General features: G+C 69.8%; 17 protein-coding genes. 7 read left to right on the forward strand and 10 right to left on the reverse strand.

What is annotated here, in order from left to right:
* Window positions 1-4: 4 nt before the first annotated feature.
* Window positions 5-358 (reverse strand): Mth938-like domain-containing protein, encoded by a 354-nt coding sequence (locus ACAZ03_RS08245; protein ID WP_373356971.1) that lies wholly within the window; start codon window positions 356-358, stop codon window positions 5-7.
* 430 nt (window positions 359-788) lie between these two features.
* Complete coding sequence (locus ACAZ03_RS08250; protein WP_373356972.1) at window positions 789-1,442, reverse strand: helix-turn-helix transcriptional regulator; 654 nt, start codon at window positions 1,440-1,442, stop codon at window positions 789-791.
* 142 nt (window positions 1,443-1,584) lie between these two features.
* On the opposite strand from ACAZ03_RS08250, the gene ACAZ03_RS08255 reads away from it, so the two are divergent.
* Genes ACAZ03_RS08255 through ACAZ03_RS08270 form a run of 4 tightly spaced genes read left to right on the forward strand, consistent with a single transcriptional unit; the run spans window position 1,585 to window position 4,522 of the window.
* Window positions 1,585-1,800 (forward strand): twin-arginine translocase TatA/TatE family subunit, encoded by a 216-nt coding sequence (locus tag ACAZ03_RS08255; protein ID WP_373356973.1) that lies wholly within the window; start codon window positions 1,585-1,587, stop codon window positions 1,798-1,800.
* 33 nt (window positions 1,801-1,833) lie between these two features.
* The gene (gene tatB, locus ACAZ03_RS08260) at window positions 1,834-2,775 is read left to right on the forward strand and encodes a Sec-independent protein translocase protein TatB (protein WP_373356974.1); all 942 of its coding nucleotides are present in this window, start codon (window positions 1,834-1,836) and stop codon (window positions 2,773-2,775) included.
* Window positions 2,772-3,683, forward strand: coding sequence for a twin-arginine translocase subunit TatC (gene tatC / locus ACAZ03_RS08265; RefSeq protein ID WP_373356975.1), 912 nt, complete (start codon window positions 2,772-2,774; stop codon window positions 3,681-3,683). The genes tatB and tatC overlap by 4 nt, the downstream gene beginning before the upstream one ends.
* 11 nt (window positions 3,684-3,694) lie before the next feature.
* Complete coding sequence (locus ACAZ03_RS08270) at window positions 3,695-4,522, forward strand: ATP-binding protein (RefSeq protein ID WP_373357062.1); 828 nt, start codon at window positions 3,695-3,697, stop codon at window positions 4,520-4,522.
* Window positions 4,523-4,643: 121 nt separating this feature from the next.
* On the opposite strand, the gene ACAZ03_RS08275 is transcribed toward ACAZ03_RS08270, so the two are convergent.
* Both ACAZ03_RS08275 and ACAZ03_RS08280 read right to left on the reverse strand, forming a co-directional pair.
* Window positions 4,644-5,723: an ABC transporter ATP-binding protein gene (locus ACAZ03_RS08275; protein ID WP_373356976.1), complete on the reverse strand. Its 1,080-nt coding sequence runs from the start codon at window positions 5,721-5,723 to the stop codon at window positions 4,644-4,646.
* 201 nt (window positions 5,724-5,924) lie between these two features.
* Window positions 5,925-6,704 (reverse strand): SDR family oxidoreductase, encoded by a 780-nt coding sequence (locus tag ACAZ03_RS08280; RefSeq protein WP_373356977.1) that lies wholly within the window; start codon window positions 6,702-6,704, stop codon window positions 5,925-5,927.
* 107 nt (window positions 6,705-6,811) lie between these two features.
* On the opposite strand from ACAZ03_RS08280, the gene ACAZ03_RS08285 reads away from it, so the two are divergent.
* A complete protein-coding gene (locus ACAZ03_RS08285) occupies window positions 6,812-7,798 on the forward strand; it encodes a Hint domain-containing protein (RefSeq protein WP_373356978.1) in 987 nt (328 codons plus the stop codon).
* A 22-nt stretch (window positions 7,799-7,820) separates the two neighbouring features.
* Here ACAZ03_RS08285 and ACAZ03_RS08290 read toward each other — a convergent pair whose 3' ends face one another.
* Window positions 7,821-8,423: a hypothetical protein gene (locus tag ACAZ03_RS08290; RefSeq protein WP_373356979.1), complete on the reverse strand. Its 603-nt coding sequence runs from the start codon at window positions 8,421-8,423 to the stop codon at window positions 7,821-7,823.
* Between the two features lie 201 nt (window positions 8,424-8,624).
* Here ACAZ03_RS08290 and ACAZ03_RS08295 point away from each other — a divergent pair, with 201 nt between their 5' ends.
* On the forward strand, window positions 8,625-10,223 hold the full coding sequence (locus tag ACAZ03_RS08295; RefSeq protein ID WP_373356980.1) for a peptide chain release factor 3: 1,599 nt from the start codon (window positions 8,625-8,627) through the stop codon (window positions 10,221-10,223).
* Between the two features lie 246 nt (window positions 10,224-10,469).
* Here ACAZ03_RS08295 and ACAZ03_RS08300 read toward each other — a convergent pair whose 3' ends face one another.
* Window positions 10,470-10,943 (reverse strand): hypothetical protein, encoded by a 474-nt coding sequence (locus ACAZ03_RS08300; protein WP_373356982.1) that lies wholly within the window; start codon window positions 10,941-10,943, stop codon window positions 10,470-10,472.
* Between the two features lie 232 nt (window positions 10,944-11,175).
* Here ACAZ03_RS08300 and ACAZ03_RS08305 point away from each other — a divergent pair, with 232 nt between their 5' ends.
* Window positions 11,176-12,705 carry a DEAD/DEAH box helicase gene (locus ACAZ03_RS08305; protein ID WP_373356983.1) on the forward strand — a complete coding sequence of 510 codons (1,530 nt, stop codon included), beginning with the start codon at window positions 11,176-11,178 and terminating at the stop codon, window positions 12,703-12,705.
* A gap of 10 nt (window positions 12,706-12,715) precedes the next feature.
* Here ACAZ03_RS08305 and ACAZ03_RS08310 read toward each other — a convergent pair whose 3' ends face one another.
* The 4 genes from ACAZ03_RS08310 to ACAZ03_RS08325 all read right to left on the reverse strand — a co-directional run bounded on the left by ACAZ03_RS08310 (window position 12,716) and on the right by ACAZ03_RS08325 (window position 17,166).
* Complete coding sequence (locus ACAZ03_RS08310) at window positions 12,716-14,125, reverse strand: glycosyltransferase (protein WP_373356984.1); 1,410 nt, start codon at window positions 14,123-14,125, stop codon at window positions 12,716-12,718.
* Window positions 14,126-14,129: 4 nt separating this feature from the next.
* Window positions 14,130-14,651 (reverse strand): hypothetical protein, encoded by a 522-nt coding sequence (locus tag ACAZ03_RS08315; RefSeq protein ID WP_373356985.1) that lies wholly within the window; start codon window positions 14,649-14,651, stop codon window positions 14,130-14,132.
* Window positions 14,652-14,728: 77 nt separating this feature from the next.
* On the reverse strand, window positions 14,729-16,396 hold the full coding sequence (locus ACAZ03_RS08320; RefSeq protein WP_373356986.1) for a ribonuclease J: 1,668 nt from the start codon (window positions 16,394-16,396) through the stop codon (window positions 14,729-14,731).
* The gene (locus ACAZ03_RS08325) at window positions 16,393-17,166 is read right to left on the reverse strand and encodes a type III pantothenate kinase (protein WP_373356987.1); all 774 of its coding nucleotides are present in this window, start codon (window positions 17,164-17,166) and stop codon (window positions 16,393-16,395) included. The genes ACAZ03_RS08320 and ACAZ03_RS08325 overlap by 4 nt, the downstream gene beginning before the upstream one ends.

Genomic DNA, 17,166 nt, shown 5'->3' on the forward strand with positions numbered 1-17,166 from the left:
GGCGTCAGAGCGCGAGAAGCGCGGCGCCGACGCGGCGGCCCTCGCTGAGAAGGACGTTGTAGGTGCGCGCCGCCGCCGGCGAGGCCATCGGCTCGGCGGCGATGCCGGCGCCCTCCATCGCGGTGCGGAAGGGCTGCGGCAGATAGGCCATCTCGGCGCCGGTGCCGACGAAGAGCACGTCGAGCAGCTCGGCGGCCTCCAAGAGCGGCGCCATATCCTCGAGCCCGCCCCAGTGCCCGGCGCCGGAGGGCAGGACGAGCGCATGGCCCTCGATCAGCTTACCGCCGACCCGCCAGAAGCCGGGGGCGTAGCCGTCGATCGGCAGCGCATTGTCGTAGCGGATTTCGTTGAGGCGCATAGCGGGTCTCCCGGGGGGAAGGGGTAGGACGGGGGGCGCGGGAGGGCAAGGGGGGCGTACGGGGGCGGCCTGCCCGAAGAGGTGGGTTACGAACCCACCCTACGGGGGCGACGGTGCCGCTTTCGCCCCCGCCCGGCACGCGCCGGAACGGCGCAGGGCGAGCGCCGGCCCGCCCCGCGGGCTGGCGCTCTGGTGACGCCGGGCATGAGCTCGGAGCGGGGATGTGGCTGCGCCATAAAGCGCTCCGTCCAGCCGTCGGAGCGCCACCCCCCGGGCCGGCGCTCGCCCTGCGCGGCACCGTTGGGAAAGGCGGAGGCGGGGAGACCCTGAGCGAAGCGCTCAGAATGCCAGCGCAGCTTTGGCCGCAAACCCCGGGGGGCTGTCGGCCCCCCGAGATCCCCCCCTGAGGACTTTTGGGGAGCAAAGACGATCAGGGCGGGGTGAAGTCGGTCAGGCGTTTGCCCTCCTCGTCGACGAAGAGCTCGGGGAGCGCGCGCAGATGCGTCAGGCGGTCGACGCGGAGTTCGAGGAAGGCCGCCGCCTCTTCCGCCCAGGCCGTCAGCACCCAGACGCGGCCCCAATAGGCGATCTTCAGGGGGCGGAGCGTGTCTGCCCCGCCCTCCCAGGCGGCGCGAAGCTTCTGGCGGGCGCGGAGCGCGGCGCGGATCTGCGGCAGCCAGGCATGGGCCTCCGGCGCCTCGGCGAAGGGGCCGATGGCATGGCCGAAGCCGGCGGGCGGGCTCTGGCGATCCTGCGGCAGGGCGGCGTCGATCTTGGCCGAAAGGCTCTCGGCCGCCGCGCTGAGCTCGGCATCCGCCCCCGCCCCCACGGCGGCTAGCCCCAGATGCAGCGCCTCCAGCTCCGTCAGGCTGAGCGTCAGCGGCGGCAGCGCCAGATCCTCCGTCGCCCGGTAGCCGAGCCCGCGCGCCCCCTCGATCGGCACGCCGGAATCGATGAGCACATCCATGTCGCGGTAGATCGTGCGCAGCGACACGCCGAGCCGCGCCGCCAGATCCTCCGCCCGGATCACCCGGCCGCTCCGCAGAAGCTGCATCAGTGCGAACAATCTGTCTTTCCGGGCCATCACCCCTCCTGACAGCTTTTTGACAGAAAATGCGACGAAGGCCAGCCTTTCCCGCTTCCGCCCTCCCCTGGCGGCGCTTAGACAGGGGCCATCAGGAGCAGCGCGCCGCCCGTGAGGGGCGGCCGGATCAGGGAGACGCGACATGCTCAACAACATCGGCCTTCCGGGCCTTCTGCTCATCGCCGTGGTGGTGCTGGTGCTCTTCGGCCGCGGGAAGATCTCCTCGCTCATGGGCGAGGTCGGCAAGGGCATCACCGCCTTCAAGCGCGGTGTCGACGATTCCAAGCGCGAGCTGGACGACGCCTCGGCGGAGAGCGCCCGTGACGTGACGCCCGAGGGCGAGAAGAAAGAAGCCTGAGGCGCCCCCGGCGCCTCGCCCTAGGGGGTCTTCATGTTCGATATCGGCTGGTCCGAGCTCATGGTGATCGGCGTGGTCGCGCTGATCGTCGTCGGCCCGAAGGATCTTCCCGGCATGTTCCGCACCATCGGCCAGGTCACGGGGAAAGCCCGGGCCATGGCCCGCGATTTCTCGCGCGCGATGGAAGCGGCGGCCGACGAATCGGGGATGAAGGACATCTCGAAGACCATCGAGGCGGCGGCCCGGCCGGTGCACTTCACCTCCAAGTCGCTGGCGAACAGCCTGAAGCCCGGCGGCGAAACCGAGCGGCTTTCGGCGCAGCGCAAGGCCCAGGCCGAGAAGATCCGCGAGACGGCGGCGAAGAAGGCCGAGGAGCGCAAGGCCCGCGAGGCGGCGGAGCTGGATGCGGCTGAACTTTCGGACGAGCCGGAGCCCGTGGCGGAGGAAGACCTCGCCAAGGGCAGCGTGACCTCCCGCGACGCCGCGCCCGAACCCTCGGCCCCGATCAAGGGGCCGGTGAAGGCGGCGGCCGGAACGAAAGCCGAGGCGGCAGCCGAGACGGCGCCGGCTGAAGCCCCCGCGAAGGCGCCGGCGGCGAAGAAGCCGGCGGCCAAGAAGACCACGACGAAGAAGGCCCCCGCAAAGTCGAGCGCCAAGGCCGAGGCGGCTGAGGCCGCACCGGCAAAGGCCGCGCCCGCGAAGACGTCCCCCGCGAAGTCGGCGCCGGCCAGGAAGACCGCCGCCAAATCCAAGACCACCGCCAAGCCCAAGGGCGACGCCGCCCCGAAGCCGCGCGCCCGCAAGGCGGCCCCCAAGGCCGAGGCCCCTGCCCCCGCCAAGGCCCCCCGCAAGGCGCCCGACGTCTCCGGCACGGCGGCGGAGAAATATGCCTCCGGCCCGACCTCCGGCCCGACACCCGACCCCGCCGCGCCTGACGCTCCGGAGACCGCGCGCAAGACCGGGAGCGATAAGTGACCCAGGCCGACGACATCGAAGACAGCTCCGCCCCGCTCATCGAGCATCTGGCCGAGCTGCGCACCCGGCTCATCTATTCCGTCATCGCCTTCATGGTCGGCATGGTGCTCTGCTTCACCGTGGCCGGGAACATCCTCGACTTCCTGCTCGTGCCCATCGAGCAGACCATGCGGAACCTCGGCAACGAGAACCCGGTGATGCAATACACCGCGCCGCAGGAGTATTTCTTCACCCTCGTGCGCATCTCCGTCGTCGGCGGGCTGGCGCTCGGCTTCCCGGTGATCGCCTACCAGATGTGGCGCTTCGTCGCCCCGGGGCTCTACCGGAGCGAGAAGAACGCCTTCCTGCCCTTCCTCATCGCCTCGCCGGCGCTGTTCCTTCTCGGCGCCGCCTTCGCGCAATATGTCGTCGTGCCGCTGGCGATGAACTTCTTCCTCGGCTTCGCCGATGTGCCCTCGGTCATCGCCGCCTATTTCAACGGCGGGGTCGAGACGGTGCGCGAGACCGGCATCGACATCGTCTTCCAGGGCAAGGTCAACGAGAGCCTCGACATCACGCTGAAGATGATCGTCGCCTTCGGGATCTGCTTCCAGCTGCCCGTGCTGCTAACGCTGATGGGCCTTGCCGGGCTCGCCTCGTCGCGGGGCCTGCGCAGCACGCGCAAATATGCCGTCGTCGGCATCCTGGTGGTCGCCGCGCTGGTGACGCCGCCGGATGTGGTGACGCAGGTCATCCTCTTTGTGGTGGTCTACGGGCTCTACGAGATCTCGATCTTCCTCGTCGCCCGCGTCGAGCGGAAGAAGGACCAGGAGGCCCGCGCCGAGGGCGTGATCGGTGAGGACGAGAGCCTCTTTGACATCCCCGGCGAAGACGACGAGCCCGAACCGGAGCAGGATCCCAAGGCGTGAGCGACGATCCGATGCTGCGCATTGCCCAGGCGCTGGAGCGCCTGGCGCCGCCGCCCGCGGCAGACCCCGATTTCGCCGCCGCCACCGGCTTCGTCTGGCGCGCCGCGCCCGAGGCGCTCCTGCCGGTGAAGGCGATCAACCGGGTGGAGATCGGGCTCCTCAAGGGCATCGACCGGGCGCGGGAGACGCTGCTGGCCAACACCCGCCGCTTCGCGGAAGGTCTGCCGGCCAACAATGCGCTCCTCTGGGGCGCGCGCGGCATGGGCAAGTCGAGCCTCGTGAAGGCCGTCCACGGCGCGCTCCTCGCCGACTACCCCCGCCTCAAGCTGGTGGAGATCCAGCGCGAGGATCTGCCGAGCATCGGCCGCCTCCTCTCCTATCTCCGCGCCGCGCCGGAGCGCTTCGTGCTCTTCTGCGACGATCTGTCGTTCACGCAGGACGATGCGCATTACAAGAGCCTGAAGGCCGTACTCGACGGCGGCATCGAAGGCCGCCCCGACAATGTGGTGCTCTACGCGACTTCGAACCGCCGCCACCTGATGCCGCGCGACATGATCGAGAACGAGCGCTCCACGGCCATCAATCCGGCCGAGGCGGTGGAGGAGAAGGTCTCGCTGTCCGACCGCTTCGGGCTCTGGCTCGGCTTCCATCCGACGGATCAGGACACCTATCTCGCCATCATCGAGGGCTATTGCGCCGCCTATGGCGTCGAGATCTCGCCCGAAGAGCTCCGCGCCGAGGCGATCGAATGGCAGGCCACACGCGGCGCCCGCTCCGGCCGCGTCGCCTGGCAGTTCTTTACAGACCTCGCCGGCCGCAAGGGCGTGACCCTCTCCTGAGGGCCCCGATGTCTTTGCTCCCAAAAATCCTGGGGGGTCGCCATTGAGTGCGCCATTGGTTCAAGCACCAATGGCGACGGGCAAAGCCCCCACCGTACGCAAGACAATGCGCCGCAGGCGTTCAATTGACCTCGAAGACGAAGCAGCGGTCGCGGCGGATCATCAGCCAGAGCGGCGTCCCCGGCTTCGGCAGGAAGACTGAGGGGACAGAGGCGCTGAGCAGCGAGCCGTCGAATTCCATGCGGAAGTCGACGAGGCTCTCGGCGCCGAGGTAGCGCGCCCGCTCGACGATGCCGCGCGCCGGCGTGCCTTCGGAGGCGGTCGGCAGCGGCCCCCGGCCCGCGCGGTCGAAGTCGATGCGCAGGTGATGCGGGCGGATGACGATCTCCACCTCGCTGCCGTCCGGCACGCCGGGGGCGAGGAACTGGCCGAAGGCCGTCTCCGTCAGCGCGCCCTCGACCCGGCCGCGGATCACGTTGATGTCCGAGAAGAAGGCCGCCGCCTCGCGGTCGGCGGGGGCGTTGTAAATGTTGTAGGGCGAGCCGGTCTGCACGATGCGGCCGCCGCGCATCAGCGCGATCTCGTCGGCCATGCGCATGGCCTCCTCCGGCTCGTGGGTCACCAGCAGCACCGCCGTGCCCTCGGCCTTCAGCAGCGCCAGCGTCTCGTCGCGGATCCCGTCGCGGAGCCGGTTATCGAGGCCGGAGAAGGGCTCGTCCATCAGCATGATGCGGGGGGACGGGGCGAGCGCACGCGCCAGCGCCACCCGCTGCTGCTCGCCACCCGAGAGCTCATGCGGATAGCTCGCCTCGCGCCCCGCCATGCCGACCCGCTCCAGAAGCGCGCCGACCCGCGCCGCGACCGCCGCCCGGGGGCGGCCCTTCAGGCCGAAGGCGACATTGCCGGCGATGGTCAGATGCGGGAAGAGCGCGAAATCCTGGAACATGAGCCCGATGCCCCGCGCCTCGGGCAGCACCATCCGCCCGGGGCCCGCCAGCAGCTCGCCATCGGCGAGGATCTCGCCCGAATCCTGCCGGTCCACGCCCGCGATCATACGCAGCGTCGTCGACTTGCCGCAGCCCGAGGGGCCGAGGAGGCAGGTCACCTGCCCCGGCTGGATCGTCAGCGAGACGTCATCGACCACCCGCCGCCCGCCGAAGGCCCGCGTCAGGTTGCGGATATCGAGGCGGGGGGTCGGCAAGGCAAGCCTTTCAGTCGGGATTGCGCCCGGATAGCAGCGCCGCCGGACGCCGTCCAGCATGTGCTGGCGCCAGTCATCCCACGGTTCAACTGAGCCGTAGGGTGGGTTTCCAACCCACCATCCCCCGCGGGCCCGGCGCAACCTCGCCCTGCGTTGTTCCGGCGCGCGACCCGGGCGGGGCACCACCCGAGCCGCCCCCCCTCACAACGTCGCGTTGATCGCGCCGCCGTCCATCAGGATGTTCTGCCCGACGATGAAGCCCGCATGTTGCGAGCAGAGGAAGGCGCACATGGCGCCGAATTCCTCCGGCGTGCCATAGCGCCGCGCCGGGATGGTCGCCTCGCGCTTGCGCTTGGCGTCCTCCAGCGAGATGCCCTCCGCCTGCGAGACGCCGGTGTCGAGGCTCACCGCCCGGTCCGTGGCATGGATGCCGGGGAGGAGGTTGTTGATCGTCACGCCCGAGGGCGCCACCTGCCGCGCCGTGCCGGCGACATAGCCGGTCAGCCCGGCCCGCGCGGAGTTCGACAGCCCCAAAGCCGCAATCGGCGCCTTCACCGATTGCGAGGTGATGTTGACGACGCGGCCCCAGCCCCGCTCCATCATCCCGGGCAGAAGCGCCTTCATCAGCGCGATGGGCGTCAGCATGTTGGCGTCGAGCGCGCGGATGAAATCCTCCCGCTCCCAGTCGGCCCAGGAGCCCGGCGGCGGGCCGCCGGCATTGGTGACGAGGATGTCCACGTCTCCGGCCAGCTCCAGGAGCGCCGCCCGCCCCTCCTCGCGCGTCACATCGACGGCGAGGGTCACGACCTCCACGCCATGCGCGGCGCGGATTTCTGCCGCCGCCGCCTCCAGCGCCTCGGCGCCACGCGCGTTCATCACCAGATCGACGCCCGCCGCGGCCAGCGCCTCGGCGCAGCCGCGGCCGAGCCCCTTGGAGGAGGCCGAAACCAGCGCCCGCTTGCCGGAAATCCCGAGGTCCATGTCATCTCTCCCTTGTTCCTCGCCTTGGTGGCACGGCCCGGCCCGCCCGGCAAGTTGACCGCCCGCCCTCCCGCGCCCTAGAACAGGCCCGAGGGCAGGACAGATCCATGACAGAAACGCTCCCCGTCTATCGGGCCGAGGAATTCACCGTCAGCCATGGCGTGGCGGAGGGGGACCCCGTGTCCTTCGCCGATGAGCTCGTCATCGACGACAGCTACATGCTTGCCCGCGCGGCCACCCGGGGAGAGCTGAAGCTCGACCGCACCGAGGCCGCCTTCCGCGTCGCTCCCGGCAGCGCGCTCGGCGGTGCCGGCCGCACCGTGCATCTGGACTCTTGCCTGACGCTCATGGGCTCCGGCGGCGACACTCTGGAGGCGCTGATCCTCGTCGAGGTCGAGGATGGCGCCGCCGAGGGCATCTATCTGCTGCCGCTCGCCCCGCTCTCGCCCGAAGCCGAATACCGGCTCGTCGGCATCGACCGGCACGCCGCCACGCGCCGCTTCGCAGAGGTCGCCTGCGTCGCCTTCGCGCGCGGCACGCTCATGACCATGGCCACCGGCGAGCAGCGCCCCATCGAGGCGCTGAAGCCGGGCGACCGGCTATTGACGCGGGACGACGGCGCGCGGCCGCTCCTCTGGATCGGCCAGCGGACGCTGCGGGCCCGGGGCGATTTCGCGCCCGTCCTGATCCGCAAGGGGGCGCTCAACAACGAGAACGATCTCGTGCTCTCGCCCGACAACCGGGTCTTCGTCTGGCAGCGGCAGGATGCCATCGGCGCCGGCCGCTCCGAGCTGCTCGTGAAAGCGCGCCATCTCGTCAACGGCGAGACGGTGGTGCGCGTCGAGGGCGGCTTCGTCGATTACTTCCAGCTTCTGTTCGAGCAGCACCAGATCATCTTCGCCGAAGGCATCGCCGCCGAGTCGCTTCTCGTCGACACCCGCACCCGCGAAGCCCTGCCGGAGGAGGTGCGCGAGGAGCTGATGCAGGGCGCGCCGGGTCACGGCGCGCGCCGGCATCTGGGCTATGCGGTGGCGGAGACGCTGCTCTCCAGCCCCGACGCGGTGGAGCTCCTCCGGCGCGCGGCGGCGGGCTAGCCCTGCCCCCGCGCCACGTGCCTCAGTCCGTCCGCTCGGCGATGAACGTGCCGTCCATCGTGTAGAAGCCGCCGTTGTGCGACAGGGTCGCCTCGCTGCCGCCCTCGATCATCCCCAGCCCGTCGCCGTGGAAATCGCCGTTCATCGTGCCAGCCACCACGACATCGCCGAGGGTCTCCGAGAGGAGCGTGCCCGAGAAGGTGGCGCCGAACGTCCGGTCGCGCCCCGTGCCGGCCGAGCGGTTGATGAAGCTGCCGGCGATGTCGAGATCACCGCGGAGGCCCAGTTCGCCGTTGTCGCGCACATGGCTGATCCGCCCGGTGAGCGGGTTGGCATTGGTCGAGAAATCGACGCCGAGCGACAGGTCGCCGGCGATGTCGGCCATGTGGCGGTTGCCCTGGTTCACCTCGCCGTAAAGGACGCCCTCGTAGGAGGCCGAGCCCGCATAGGGCAGCGCACCGGCGGCGACGGCGGGCGTGCCGCGCCAGTCGTCCTGCAGCGCATCGGCGCTTTCCATCATGCGCTCGAAGCTCCGCCCGGAGCTTTCCTTCGGCCCGTTCCCGCTGCTGCAGGCGCCGAGGGTCGTGGCGAGCGCCAGGGCGCCCAGAATGGTGGTGCGTCTCATGCCTCACTCCCGGCCGTTCATCGGCCTTATCTGCTCGATATGCCCCGGGGCAGCGCGACAATGCCCTGCCCGGGATTCGGATTGTCCGCATGATTGCGCCGACGGCCCCGCCGTTTCAACGCCCAAGCCCCCCGGGGCGCGCGGTTTCCCCCGCCGCTGGGGCAATTGCGCACTCCTGTGGAAGCGGCTAGAGCCTCGGCCATGTCCAACCGCCCTGCCCTTCCGCCCGAAATCGCCCGCCGCCGGACCTTCGCGATCATCTCGCATCCCGACGCCGGCAAGACGACGCTGACCGAGAAGTTCCTGCTCTTCGGCGGCGCCATCCAGATGGCCGGGCAGGTGCGCGCCAAGGGCGAGGCACGGCGGACGCGGTCTGACTTCATGAGCATGGAAAAGGAGCGCGGCATCTCCGTCTCCGCCTCCGCGATGTCCTTCGATTTCAAGACCTTCCGCTTCAATCTCGTCGACACGCCCGGCCACTCCGACTTCTCGGAAGATACCTACCGGACGCTGACGGCGGTGGATGCCGCCGTCATGGTCATCGACGGCGCGAAGGGGGTGGAGAGCCAGACGCGCAAGCTTTTCGAGGTCTGCCGCCTCCGCGACCTGCCGATCCTGACCTTCTGCAACAAGATGGACCGCGAGAGCCGCGACACGTTCGAGATCATTGACGAGATCCAGGAAAACCTCGCCATCGATGTGACCCCGGCGAGCTGGCCCATCGGTGTCGGGCGGGATTTCATCGGCTGCTACGATCTCCTCCGCGACCGGCTGGAGCTGATGGACCGCGCCGACCGCAACCGCCGCGCCGCCTCGATCGAGATCAACGGGCTCGATGATCCGGAGATCGAGAAGCACGTGCCCGAGGCGCTCCTCGCGAAGCTCCGCGAAGAGGTCGAGATGGCCCGCGAGCTTCTGCCCGCCATCGACATGAAGGCGGTGGCAGAGGGCACGATGACGCCGATCTGGTTCGGCTCCGCCATCAATTCCTTCGGCGTGAAGGAGCTGATGGACGGGATCGGCACCTACGGCCCCGAGCCGCAGCCGCAATCCGCCGAGCCCCGCCAGATCGCGCCGGAGGAGACGAAGGTCGCCGGCTTCGTCTTCAAGGTGCAGGCCAACATGGACCCCAAGCACCGCGACCGGGTGGCCTTCGTCCGCCTCGCCTCGGGCCATTTCGAGCGGGGCATGAAGCTTCTGCACGTCCGTTCGAAGAAACCGATGGCGGTGACCAACCCGGTGCTCTTCCTCGCCGCCGACCGCGAGCTGGCGGAAGAGGCTTGGGCGGGCGACATCATCGGCATCCCCAACCACGGGCAGCTGCGCATCGGTGATACGCTGACCGAGGGCGAGGCCTTGCGCGTCACCGGCATCCCGAGCTTCGCGCCGGAGCTTCTGCAGAACGTTCGCGCCGGCGATCCGATGAAGGCCAAGCACCTCGAGAAGGCCCTGATGCAATTCGCCGAGGAAGGCGCCGCGAAGGTCTTCAAGCCCTCCATCGGCTCGGGCTTCATCGTCGGCGTCGTCGGGCAGCTGCAGTTCGAGGTGCTCGGGCGGCGGATCGAGGAAGAATACGGCCTGCCCGTCCGCTTCGAGCCCTCGCAATTCACCTCCGCCCGCTGGGTCTCCGGCCCCCGCGACAAGGTCGAGGCCTTCGCGGCGGCCAACAAGCAGCACATGGGCAACGACAACGACGGCGACCTCGTCTACCTGACGCGCCTGCAGTGGGACATCGACCGCGTGGAGCGCGACTACCCGGAGGTGCGGCTGACGGCGACGAAGGAGATGATGGTGGCGTGAGGGGGCGGAGGGTTACAAACCCACCCTACGCCAACGCGAACCGTCACCGCGCGTCCCCCGCGCGGAATCAAGCCGCAGGCGCCGCGCGATCGCCGGCCCGTCCCCGCGGGCTGGCGCTCTGGCTGAGCTGGGTGCTCCGCTCGGAGCGAAGAGGTTGGTTGCACGATAAAGCGCTCCGCGGCGGCGTTGGAGCGCCATCCCACGGGCCGGCGCGCGGGCGTGGTGCAGGTTGAGAGGCCCCCGGCCTCAGGTCGCCGCCGGGCCGCCCTCCTCCGCCTGCCGCTGCGCCCTTTGCCGGCGCATCTCGGCGAAATCCTTTTGGCGGTCCAGATGTGCCTGGCGCTCGGCTTCGGCCTGGCGAGCGGCGCACTCTTCCGCCCGGCGTTCGGCGCGGGTTCTCTGGCGGGCCTTGAGGGCCATCCAGACGACAAGGGCCACGATCAGGCAGAGGAAAGCCGGGCCCGGCGGCCAGAGCATCTCGCCCACATTGCCGATGACGTTGATCGGGTCGCCCTGACCCATGCCCTCCTGCAGGGTCGCGGTGATGCCGTCCAGCTCCTGCGCCACGGCGGCGGATGGCTCCGCCGCGGCGGTGGCCTCGGCGGCCGGGCCGCCTGCAACGCCATCCCCCTGAACACTCAGGGTATTTTCCTCGATATGCAGGCGCGCCTCGGCGCCGGGGGCATAGGAATGCCCGTCGTGATCGTCGAAAGACTTCATGGCCGGCCCTCAACTTGCACCACCGTTTACCGCGGCGATCCTGCCCGGGAATGCGGCAGCATTCGGCCCCGGACGGGGCGTTCCGGCGGATATTGCCGTCAAGCCCTTCCAGCGTTGACCTTTTCGCCCCCGGGGTCTAAGGGAGGCCTCGCAAGTGACGCCCGGCAATCCGGCCGGGACGGGCCGCGCATGGCAGGCGGCCGTTGGCTGCTCCCAAGCGTAGAAGGACCCTATGACTGCATTTTCAGATCTGAAGCTCGACCCCAAGGTGATCAAGGCCATCGACGAGGCCGGGTACACCACGCCGACGCCCATCCAGGCCGGCGCCATTCCCCATGCGCTCGAGGGCCGCGACGTCCTTGGCATCGCGCAGACCGGCACCGGCAAGACGGCCAGCTTCACGCTGCCGATGATCACGCTGCTGCAGAAGGGCCGCGCCCGCGCGCGGATGCCGCGGAGCCTCGTGCTGGCGCCGACGCGTGAGCTCGCCGCCCAGGTGGCCGAGAACTTCGACGTATACGCCAAGCACACCAAGCTGACCAAGGCACTCCTGATCGGCGGTGTGAGCTTCAAGGAACAGGACCAGCTCATCGACAAGGGCGTCGACGTGCTGATCGCCACCCCGGGTCGCCTGCTCGACCATTTCGAGCGTGGCAAGCTGCTGCTCACCGGCGTGCAGATCATGGTCGTCGACGAGGCCGACCGGATGCTCGACATGGGCTTCATCCCGGATATCGAGCGCATCTTCTCGCTGACGCCTTTCACGCGGCAGACGATGTTCTACTCCGCCACCATGGCGCCGGAGATCGAGCGGATCACCAACATGTTCCTCTCGTCCCCCGCGCGCATCGAGGTGGCCCGCCAGGCCACCGCGTCGGAGACGATCACCCAGGGCGTCGTCATGTTCCGCGCCGGCCGCCGCGACCGCGAGGCGACCGAGAAGCGGGCGCTCCTGCGCGCCATGATCGACGCCGAGGGCGAGGCCTGCACCAACGCCATCATCTTCTGCAACCGCAAGGTCGAGGTCGATGTGCTGGCCAAGTCCTTGAAGAAGTACGGCTATGATGCCGAGCCGATCCATGGCGACCTCGACCAGTCGCAGCGCACGCGCACGCTCGACGGCTTCCGCGCCGGCTCCGTGCGCATCCTCGTCGCCTCCGATGTGGCGGCGCGCGGGCTCGACATTCCGGCCGTGTCCCACGTCTTCAACTACGACGTGCCGAGCCATGCGGAGGATTACGTCCACCGCATCGGCCGCACGGGCCGCGCCGGGCGCTCCGGCAAGGCGATGATGATCTGCGTGCCGAAGGACGAGAAGAACCTCGCCGATATCGAGCGGCTGATCGACAAGGAGATCCCGCGGCTCGAGCCGCCCGAGGGCCACAAGAGCGCCCCCGCGCCCGTCCCCGCCGCCTCGGACGAGGCCGGCGAGGAGAAGCGCCCGCGCCGCAGCCGGAGCCGCAGCCGCTCGCGTGACGAGGCCCCCAGCGAGGCGCCGAAGCAAGCGCCGGAACCCGTCGAGGCCGAGGCCAAAGCAAGCCCCGAAGCCGCGCCCGAGGCCGTCGAGAGCCCGCGCGACGAGACCCCGCGTGAGACCGAGACTCGGAATGAAAGCCGGGGCGAGGGTCGCAGCGAAGGCCGGGGCGGCCGCCGCGGCGAGGGCCGTGGCCGGCGTGGCGGCAAGGACGATGCCGTCGTCGGCATGGGCGACGACACGCCCGCCTTCATCGCCAAGAGCTTCGCCGAGCGCCGCGCCGGCTGAGCCGGCGCCCTCAGGCTGACGACCTGAGGGCCTCCCCGGCGCCCAGCTCGTCCTCGATCATCGCGCGCCAGGGCGCGCCGGCGAACGGCAGGGCTGCGACCAGATGGCTCGCGCGGTCGTCCCCCGCGCGGCCCGTTTCCGTCAGAACGCTGCCGAGGCTCCCCAGCGGCCCCTCCCGCTCGAGCGCGAAGGCGAGCGCCGCGCCGGCGCCCGGCCCCTCCGGCAGCTCGGCCAGTACGCCCGCGACACTCCGGCGGAGGACGGCGCCCGAGAGCGTCGCCAGCGGCGCCGCCCAAGGGTCGTCCAGCAGCGCCTGGCCCGTCACTTTCTCCGGCAACCCTGCCCCGCGCGGGCACTCCTCGCCTGCGACTTGCACGCCGTCGAGGACCATCGGGCAGTCGGGATGGACGGTCAGATAGGCGCTGAGGAGTTCGAGCCGCCGATTGTCCGTCCAGCGGTCGGGCGCCTCCAGAAGCGCGATATGCTCGCCCTTGCACCGGGCGAGGAGCGCCGCGAAGGCGGCGGCCCGGCCGACGGGCGCCTCGGCCCGCATCAGCTCGATGCGGAACGGATATTGCTCCGCCAGCGCCTCGATCGCCTCGACTGTGCCATCCGTCGAGCCGTCGTCATAGACGACGATCTCGCTCGCGACCTCGATCTGCCTCAGCACGCTGAGCAGCGTCTCGCGGATGCCGTCCACCGCGTTCCGGCAATAGACCAGCGTGGCCACCGGATGGCCGATGCCGAAACTCCGGCGGATGTCGCCGACACCGCGAGCCGAATGCGCGACACGGCTGACCCGGGGGCGGTCGTCGAAATCGTCGTAGTCGAGCACCACCTCGTCGATGAAGAGCGGCTCCGTCACTGCCGAATAGCGCAGCGCCAGCTCCCAGTCGTCGTAGATGCTCTGGCGCATGTCGATCCCGCCGTAGTCGAGATAGAGATCGCGGTGATGCACGATGACGCCCATGTCGATGTAGTTGCGCTTCAGGAGCGCGGCCCGGTCGAAGGGGCGGCCCATCTCGCGGCCGTCGCTCATATGGGCGATCTTGGCATAGGCGAAGCGCGCCTCCGGCGCCGCCTTGAGCGCCCGCGCATAGGCCGCAAGGCAGCCCGGGCGCATGGCGTTGTCGCTGTCCGCATAGGCGATCCAGGGGCCGCGCGCGATGGCGAGCCCGACATTGCGGGCCGCAGGCGCCCGGCGGTTCTGCGGCAGGCGGACATAGCTGATGCGCCCCTCCTCGATCTCGGCGGCATAACGGCTGGCGATCAGCGCGCCGGTCTCGTCGGTCGAGGCATCATCGACGATAATGAGCTCGAAGGCCCGGTGGTGCTGCGCGAGGACGGCATCGATGGCCCGGGCGATCAGCCCGGCGCGATTGTAGGTGGCCATGACGACCGAGAAGAAGATCTCCTCCATCGGCTCAGCCCGCATCCGGGGCGGGGTGCGGGAAGCGGCCGGCGCGGGCGCCGAAGCGGATGTAATGGCCCGCCGCCGTCTGGCCGTCGCGGGCCACATCGCCGTTGACCTCGAGGTAGGTCTCTTCATGCGGCAGGCCCATCTCGGCGGCGCGGGCGGCGAGGGCCAGCCAGCGGGCCTCCGCCTCCTCCCCCGTGCCGACAGCCTCGGCAAGGAGCTGCCCCATCGCCTGCAGCGCCGCGCGTTGCGCCTCGCTGCGGGCGCGGAGCGTCTCTGCCTCGAGCCGCCGCCGCTCGGACGCGGCCTCCGCCCGGCGGAGCGCGGCGCGGAGGGCGGCGATCTCGTCCCTCAGGTGATGGGTGCCAAGCACGTTTGCGGCGCGCTGGTCGCGCAGCCGGCCCTCGGCGCCGCGCGCCATCGCCAGCAAGCGGCGGTGCAGCAGCGCGGTCTCGGCGCGGAGCGACACTGCGTCGCCAGCCGGGATTGTCGCCTCACCGGCGGGCAAGTTCGTCTTGGTGTCTTCCATCACGGGGCCCCCAACGCCGTCACGGCGGCTGCACTCTGCCGCCGTCGCGCCGTTGGGTCAACCCGCGGGGCCGGTCGTCAGCTCAGGCGGCTGACGACAACCGTGACCTCGGGCTTCTTGCCGATCTCGTCCTGCGTGGTGCGGCGGGCGATGGAGCGAAGCTCCTTTTCGAGCCGTTCCTCGCTGCGGATGATCTTGGCGCCGGCGCGGCCGACAAATTGCGCGAGATCCGCCTCGAGCACCTCGGCCAGCGCGGCCTTGGAGCGCCCGATCTCCGGCAGGCCCATGAGATCGACCCAGGGGTCGCCGATGGGCTCGTCCTGCTCGTCGAGCACCAGCGTCACCATCACATGGCCGTTGAGCGCCATGCGCATCCGGTCGCGGACGACACCGTCGAGCGCGCCGATGAGCACCGCGCCATCGAGATAGGTCCGCCCGGCGTCGACATATTCCGCCACCTGCGGCCGGGTGCCGCCGAGGTCGAGCATCATGCCGTTGGTGGCGATGATGGCGGGGATGCCCGCCGCCTCGGCCACGGCCTTGTGCCGGCGCAGGTGCCGGTGCTCGCCATGCATGGGCACGATCATCTCCGGCTTCACCAGCCGGTGCATCTCTTCGAGATCCGGCCCGTTGGCATGGCCCGAGACGTGATAGGCGCCCGAGTCGCCCTCCACGATGTCGACGCCCTTCTCGGAGAGCTGGTTCATGATCTTGATGACCCCACGCTCGTTGCCGGGGATGGTCTTGGACGAGAAGAGGAAGAGGTCGCCCTCCTGCAGCTTCAGCCCGAGGTAGCTGCCCTGCGCGAGCTGGGCCGAGGCGGCGCGCCGCTCGCCCTGGGAGCCGGTGACGAGCAGCATCACCTTGCCGCGCGGCATGTCGGCGGCCTCTTCGGGCGAGATCACCGCGGGGAAGTCGTTGAGGATGCCGGTATCCTCGGCCGCCTTCACCATGGTGCGCATGGCGCGCCCGAGAAGCACGACGGAGCGGCCGGCCGCCCTGCCCGCCTCGGCCAGCGTCTTCAGCCGCGCGACGTTGGAGCCGAAGGTGGTGGCCGCCACGAGTCCGGGCGCCTCGCGGATGAGCTCGGTGATCGGCCCGGCGAGGGTCGATTCAGACCGGCCCGGATGCGGCGAGAAGACATTGGTCGAATCGCAGACCAGCGCCTTGACGCCAAGCGCCCCGATCTCGCCCCAGAGCACCTTGTCGAAGGGCTCGCCGACGACCGGGTTCTCGTCGATCTTGAAATCGCCGGAATGGACGATCCGGCCCGCGGGCGTCTCGATCACGAGGCCCGAGCTTTCCGGGATCGAATGCGAGATCGGCACGAAGCCGACGCGGAAGGGCCCGGCCTGGGTCATGGCCGGCCAGGCTTCGGCGATATGCAGCGCCGTATCGGGCGCCCCGGCCTCGTCCAGCGCCTCGCGGGCGATCTGGGCGGTGAACTTGCGGGCGTAGATGGGGGCGCGGAGCCGATCCCAGCTCAGGCCCACGGCGCCCACATGGTCCATATGGGCATGGGTGATGAAGACCGCCTCGATCCGGTCGCGCCGGTCGAGAAGCCATTTGATGTCGGGCAGGATCAGCTCGACGCCGGGGGTGCCGTCCATGTCGGGGAAGGTCACGCCGAGGTCGACGACGATCAGCCGCTCCTCCCCGGGTTTGCCGTAGCCGTAGACATAGGTGTTCATGCCGATCTCGCCGGCGCCCCCGAGGGGAAGGTAAATAAGGCGTTCGCCGCTCATGTGTTGTCCTTGTTATAGCGGTGAATAATGGTCAGGCCGTGCATGGTCAGGTCGTCCTCGACCTTGTCGAAGAGCACGTCGCCTGTTGCGAAGAGGGGCGCGAGACCGCCGGTGCCGATGATCGGCATGTCGCGGCCGCGCTCAATGCGGATGCGCTCGCAGATGCCGCGCACAAGGCCCACATAGCCCCAGAAGATACCGGATTGCATGCAGGCCACGGTATTTGTGCCGATGACCTGCTGCGGTTTTGTCACGTCCACATGCGGCAGCGCCGCCGCCGCTTGGTGGAGTGCCTCGAGAGAGAGGTTGACGCCGGGCGCGATGACGCCGCCCACATAGGCTCCGTCGTCGTCCACCACGTCGAAGGTCGTGGCCGTGCCGAAATCGACGACGACGAGATTGCCGCCGTGCCGCTCATAGGCGCCGGCGGTGTTCACCAGCCGGTCCGGCCCGATCTGCGTGCCGGCATCGACCCGGGGCGCGACGGGCAGAAGGCAGTCGGGCTTGCCGACGACCAGCGGCCGCGTGTTCCAGTAGCGGTCGCAGAGGACGCGCAAGTTGAAGACCACCCGCGGCACGGTGGAGGAGATGATGACATCATCTATGGCCACATCGAGGTTCGAGATGCGCATCAGCGTCGAAAGCCAGACGTAGTACTGGTCGGCCGTGCGCTGCCATTCGGTAGAGGTGCGCCAGGTCCCGAGGAACTGCTGCCCGTCCCAGATCGAGAAGACCGTGTTGGTGTTGCCGCAGTCGATGCAGAGCAGCAT

The sequence above is a fragment of the Pseudoroseicyclus sp. CXY001 genome, assembly GCF_041714655.1.
GTDB lineage: Bacteria > Pseudomonadota > Alphaproteobacteria > Rhodobacterales > Rhodobacteraceae > Pseudoroseicyclus_A.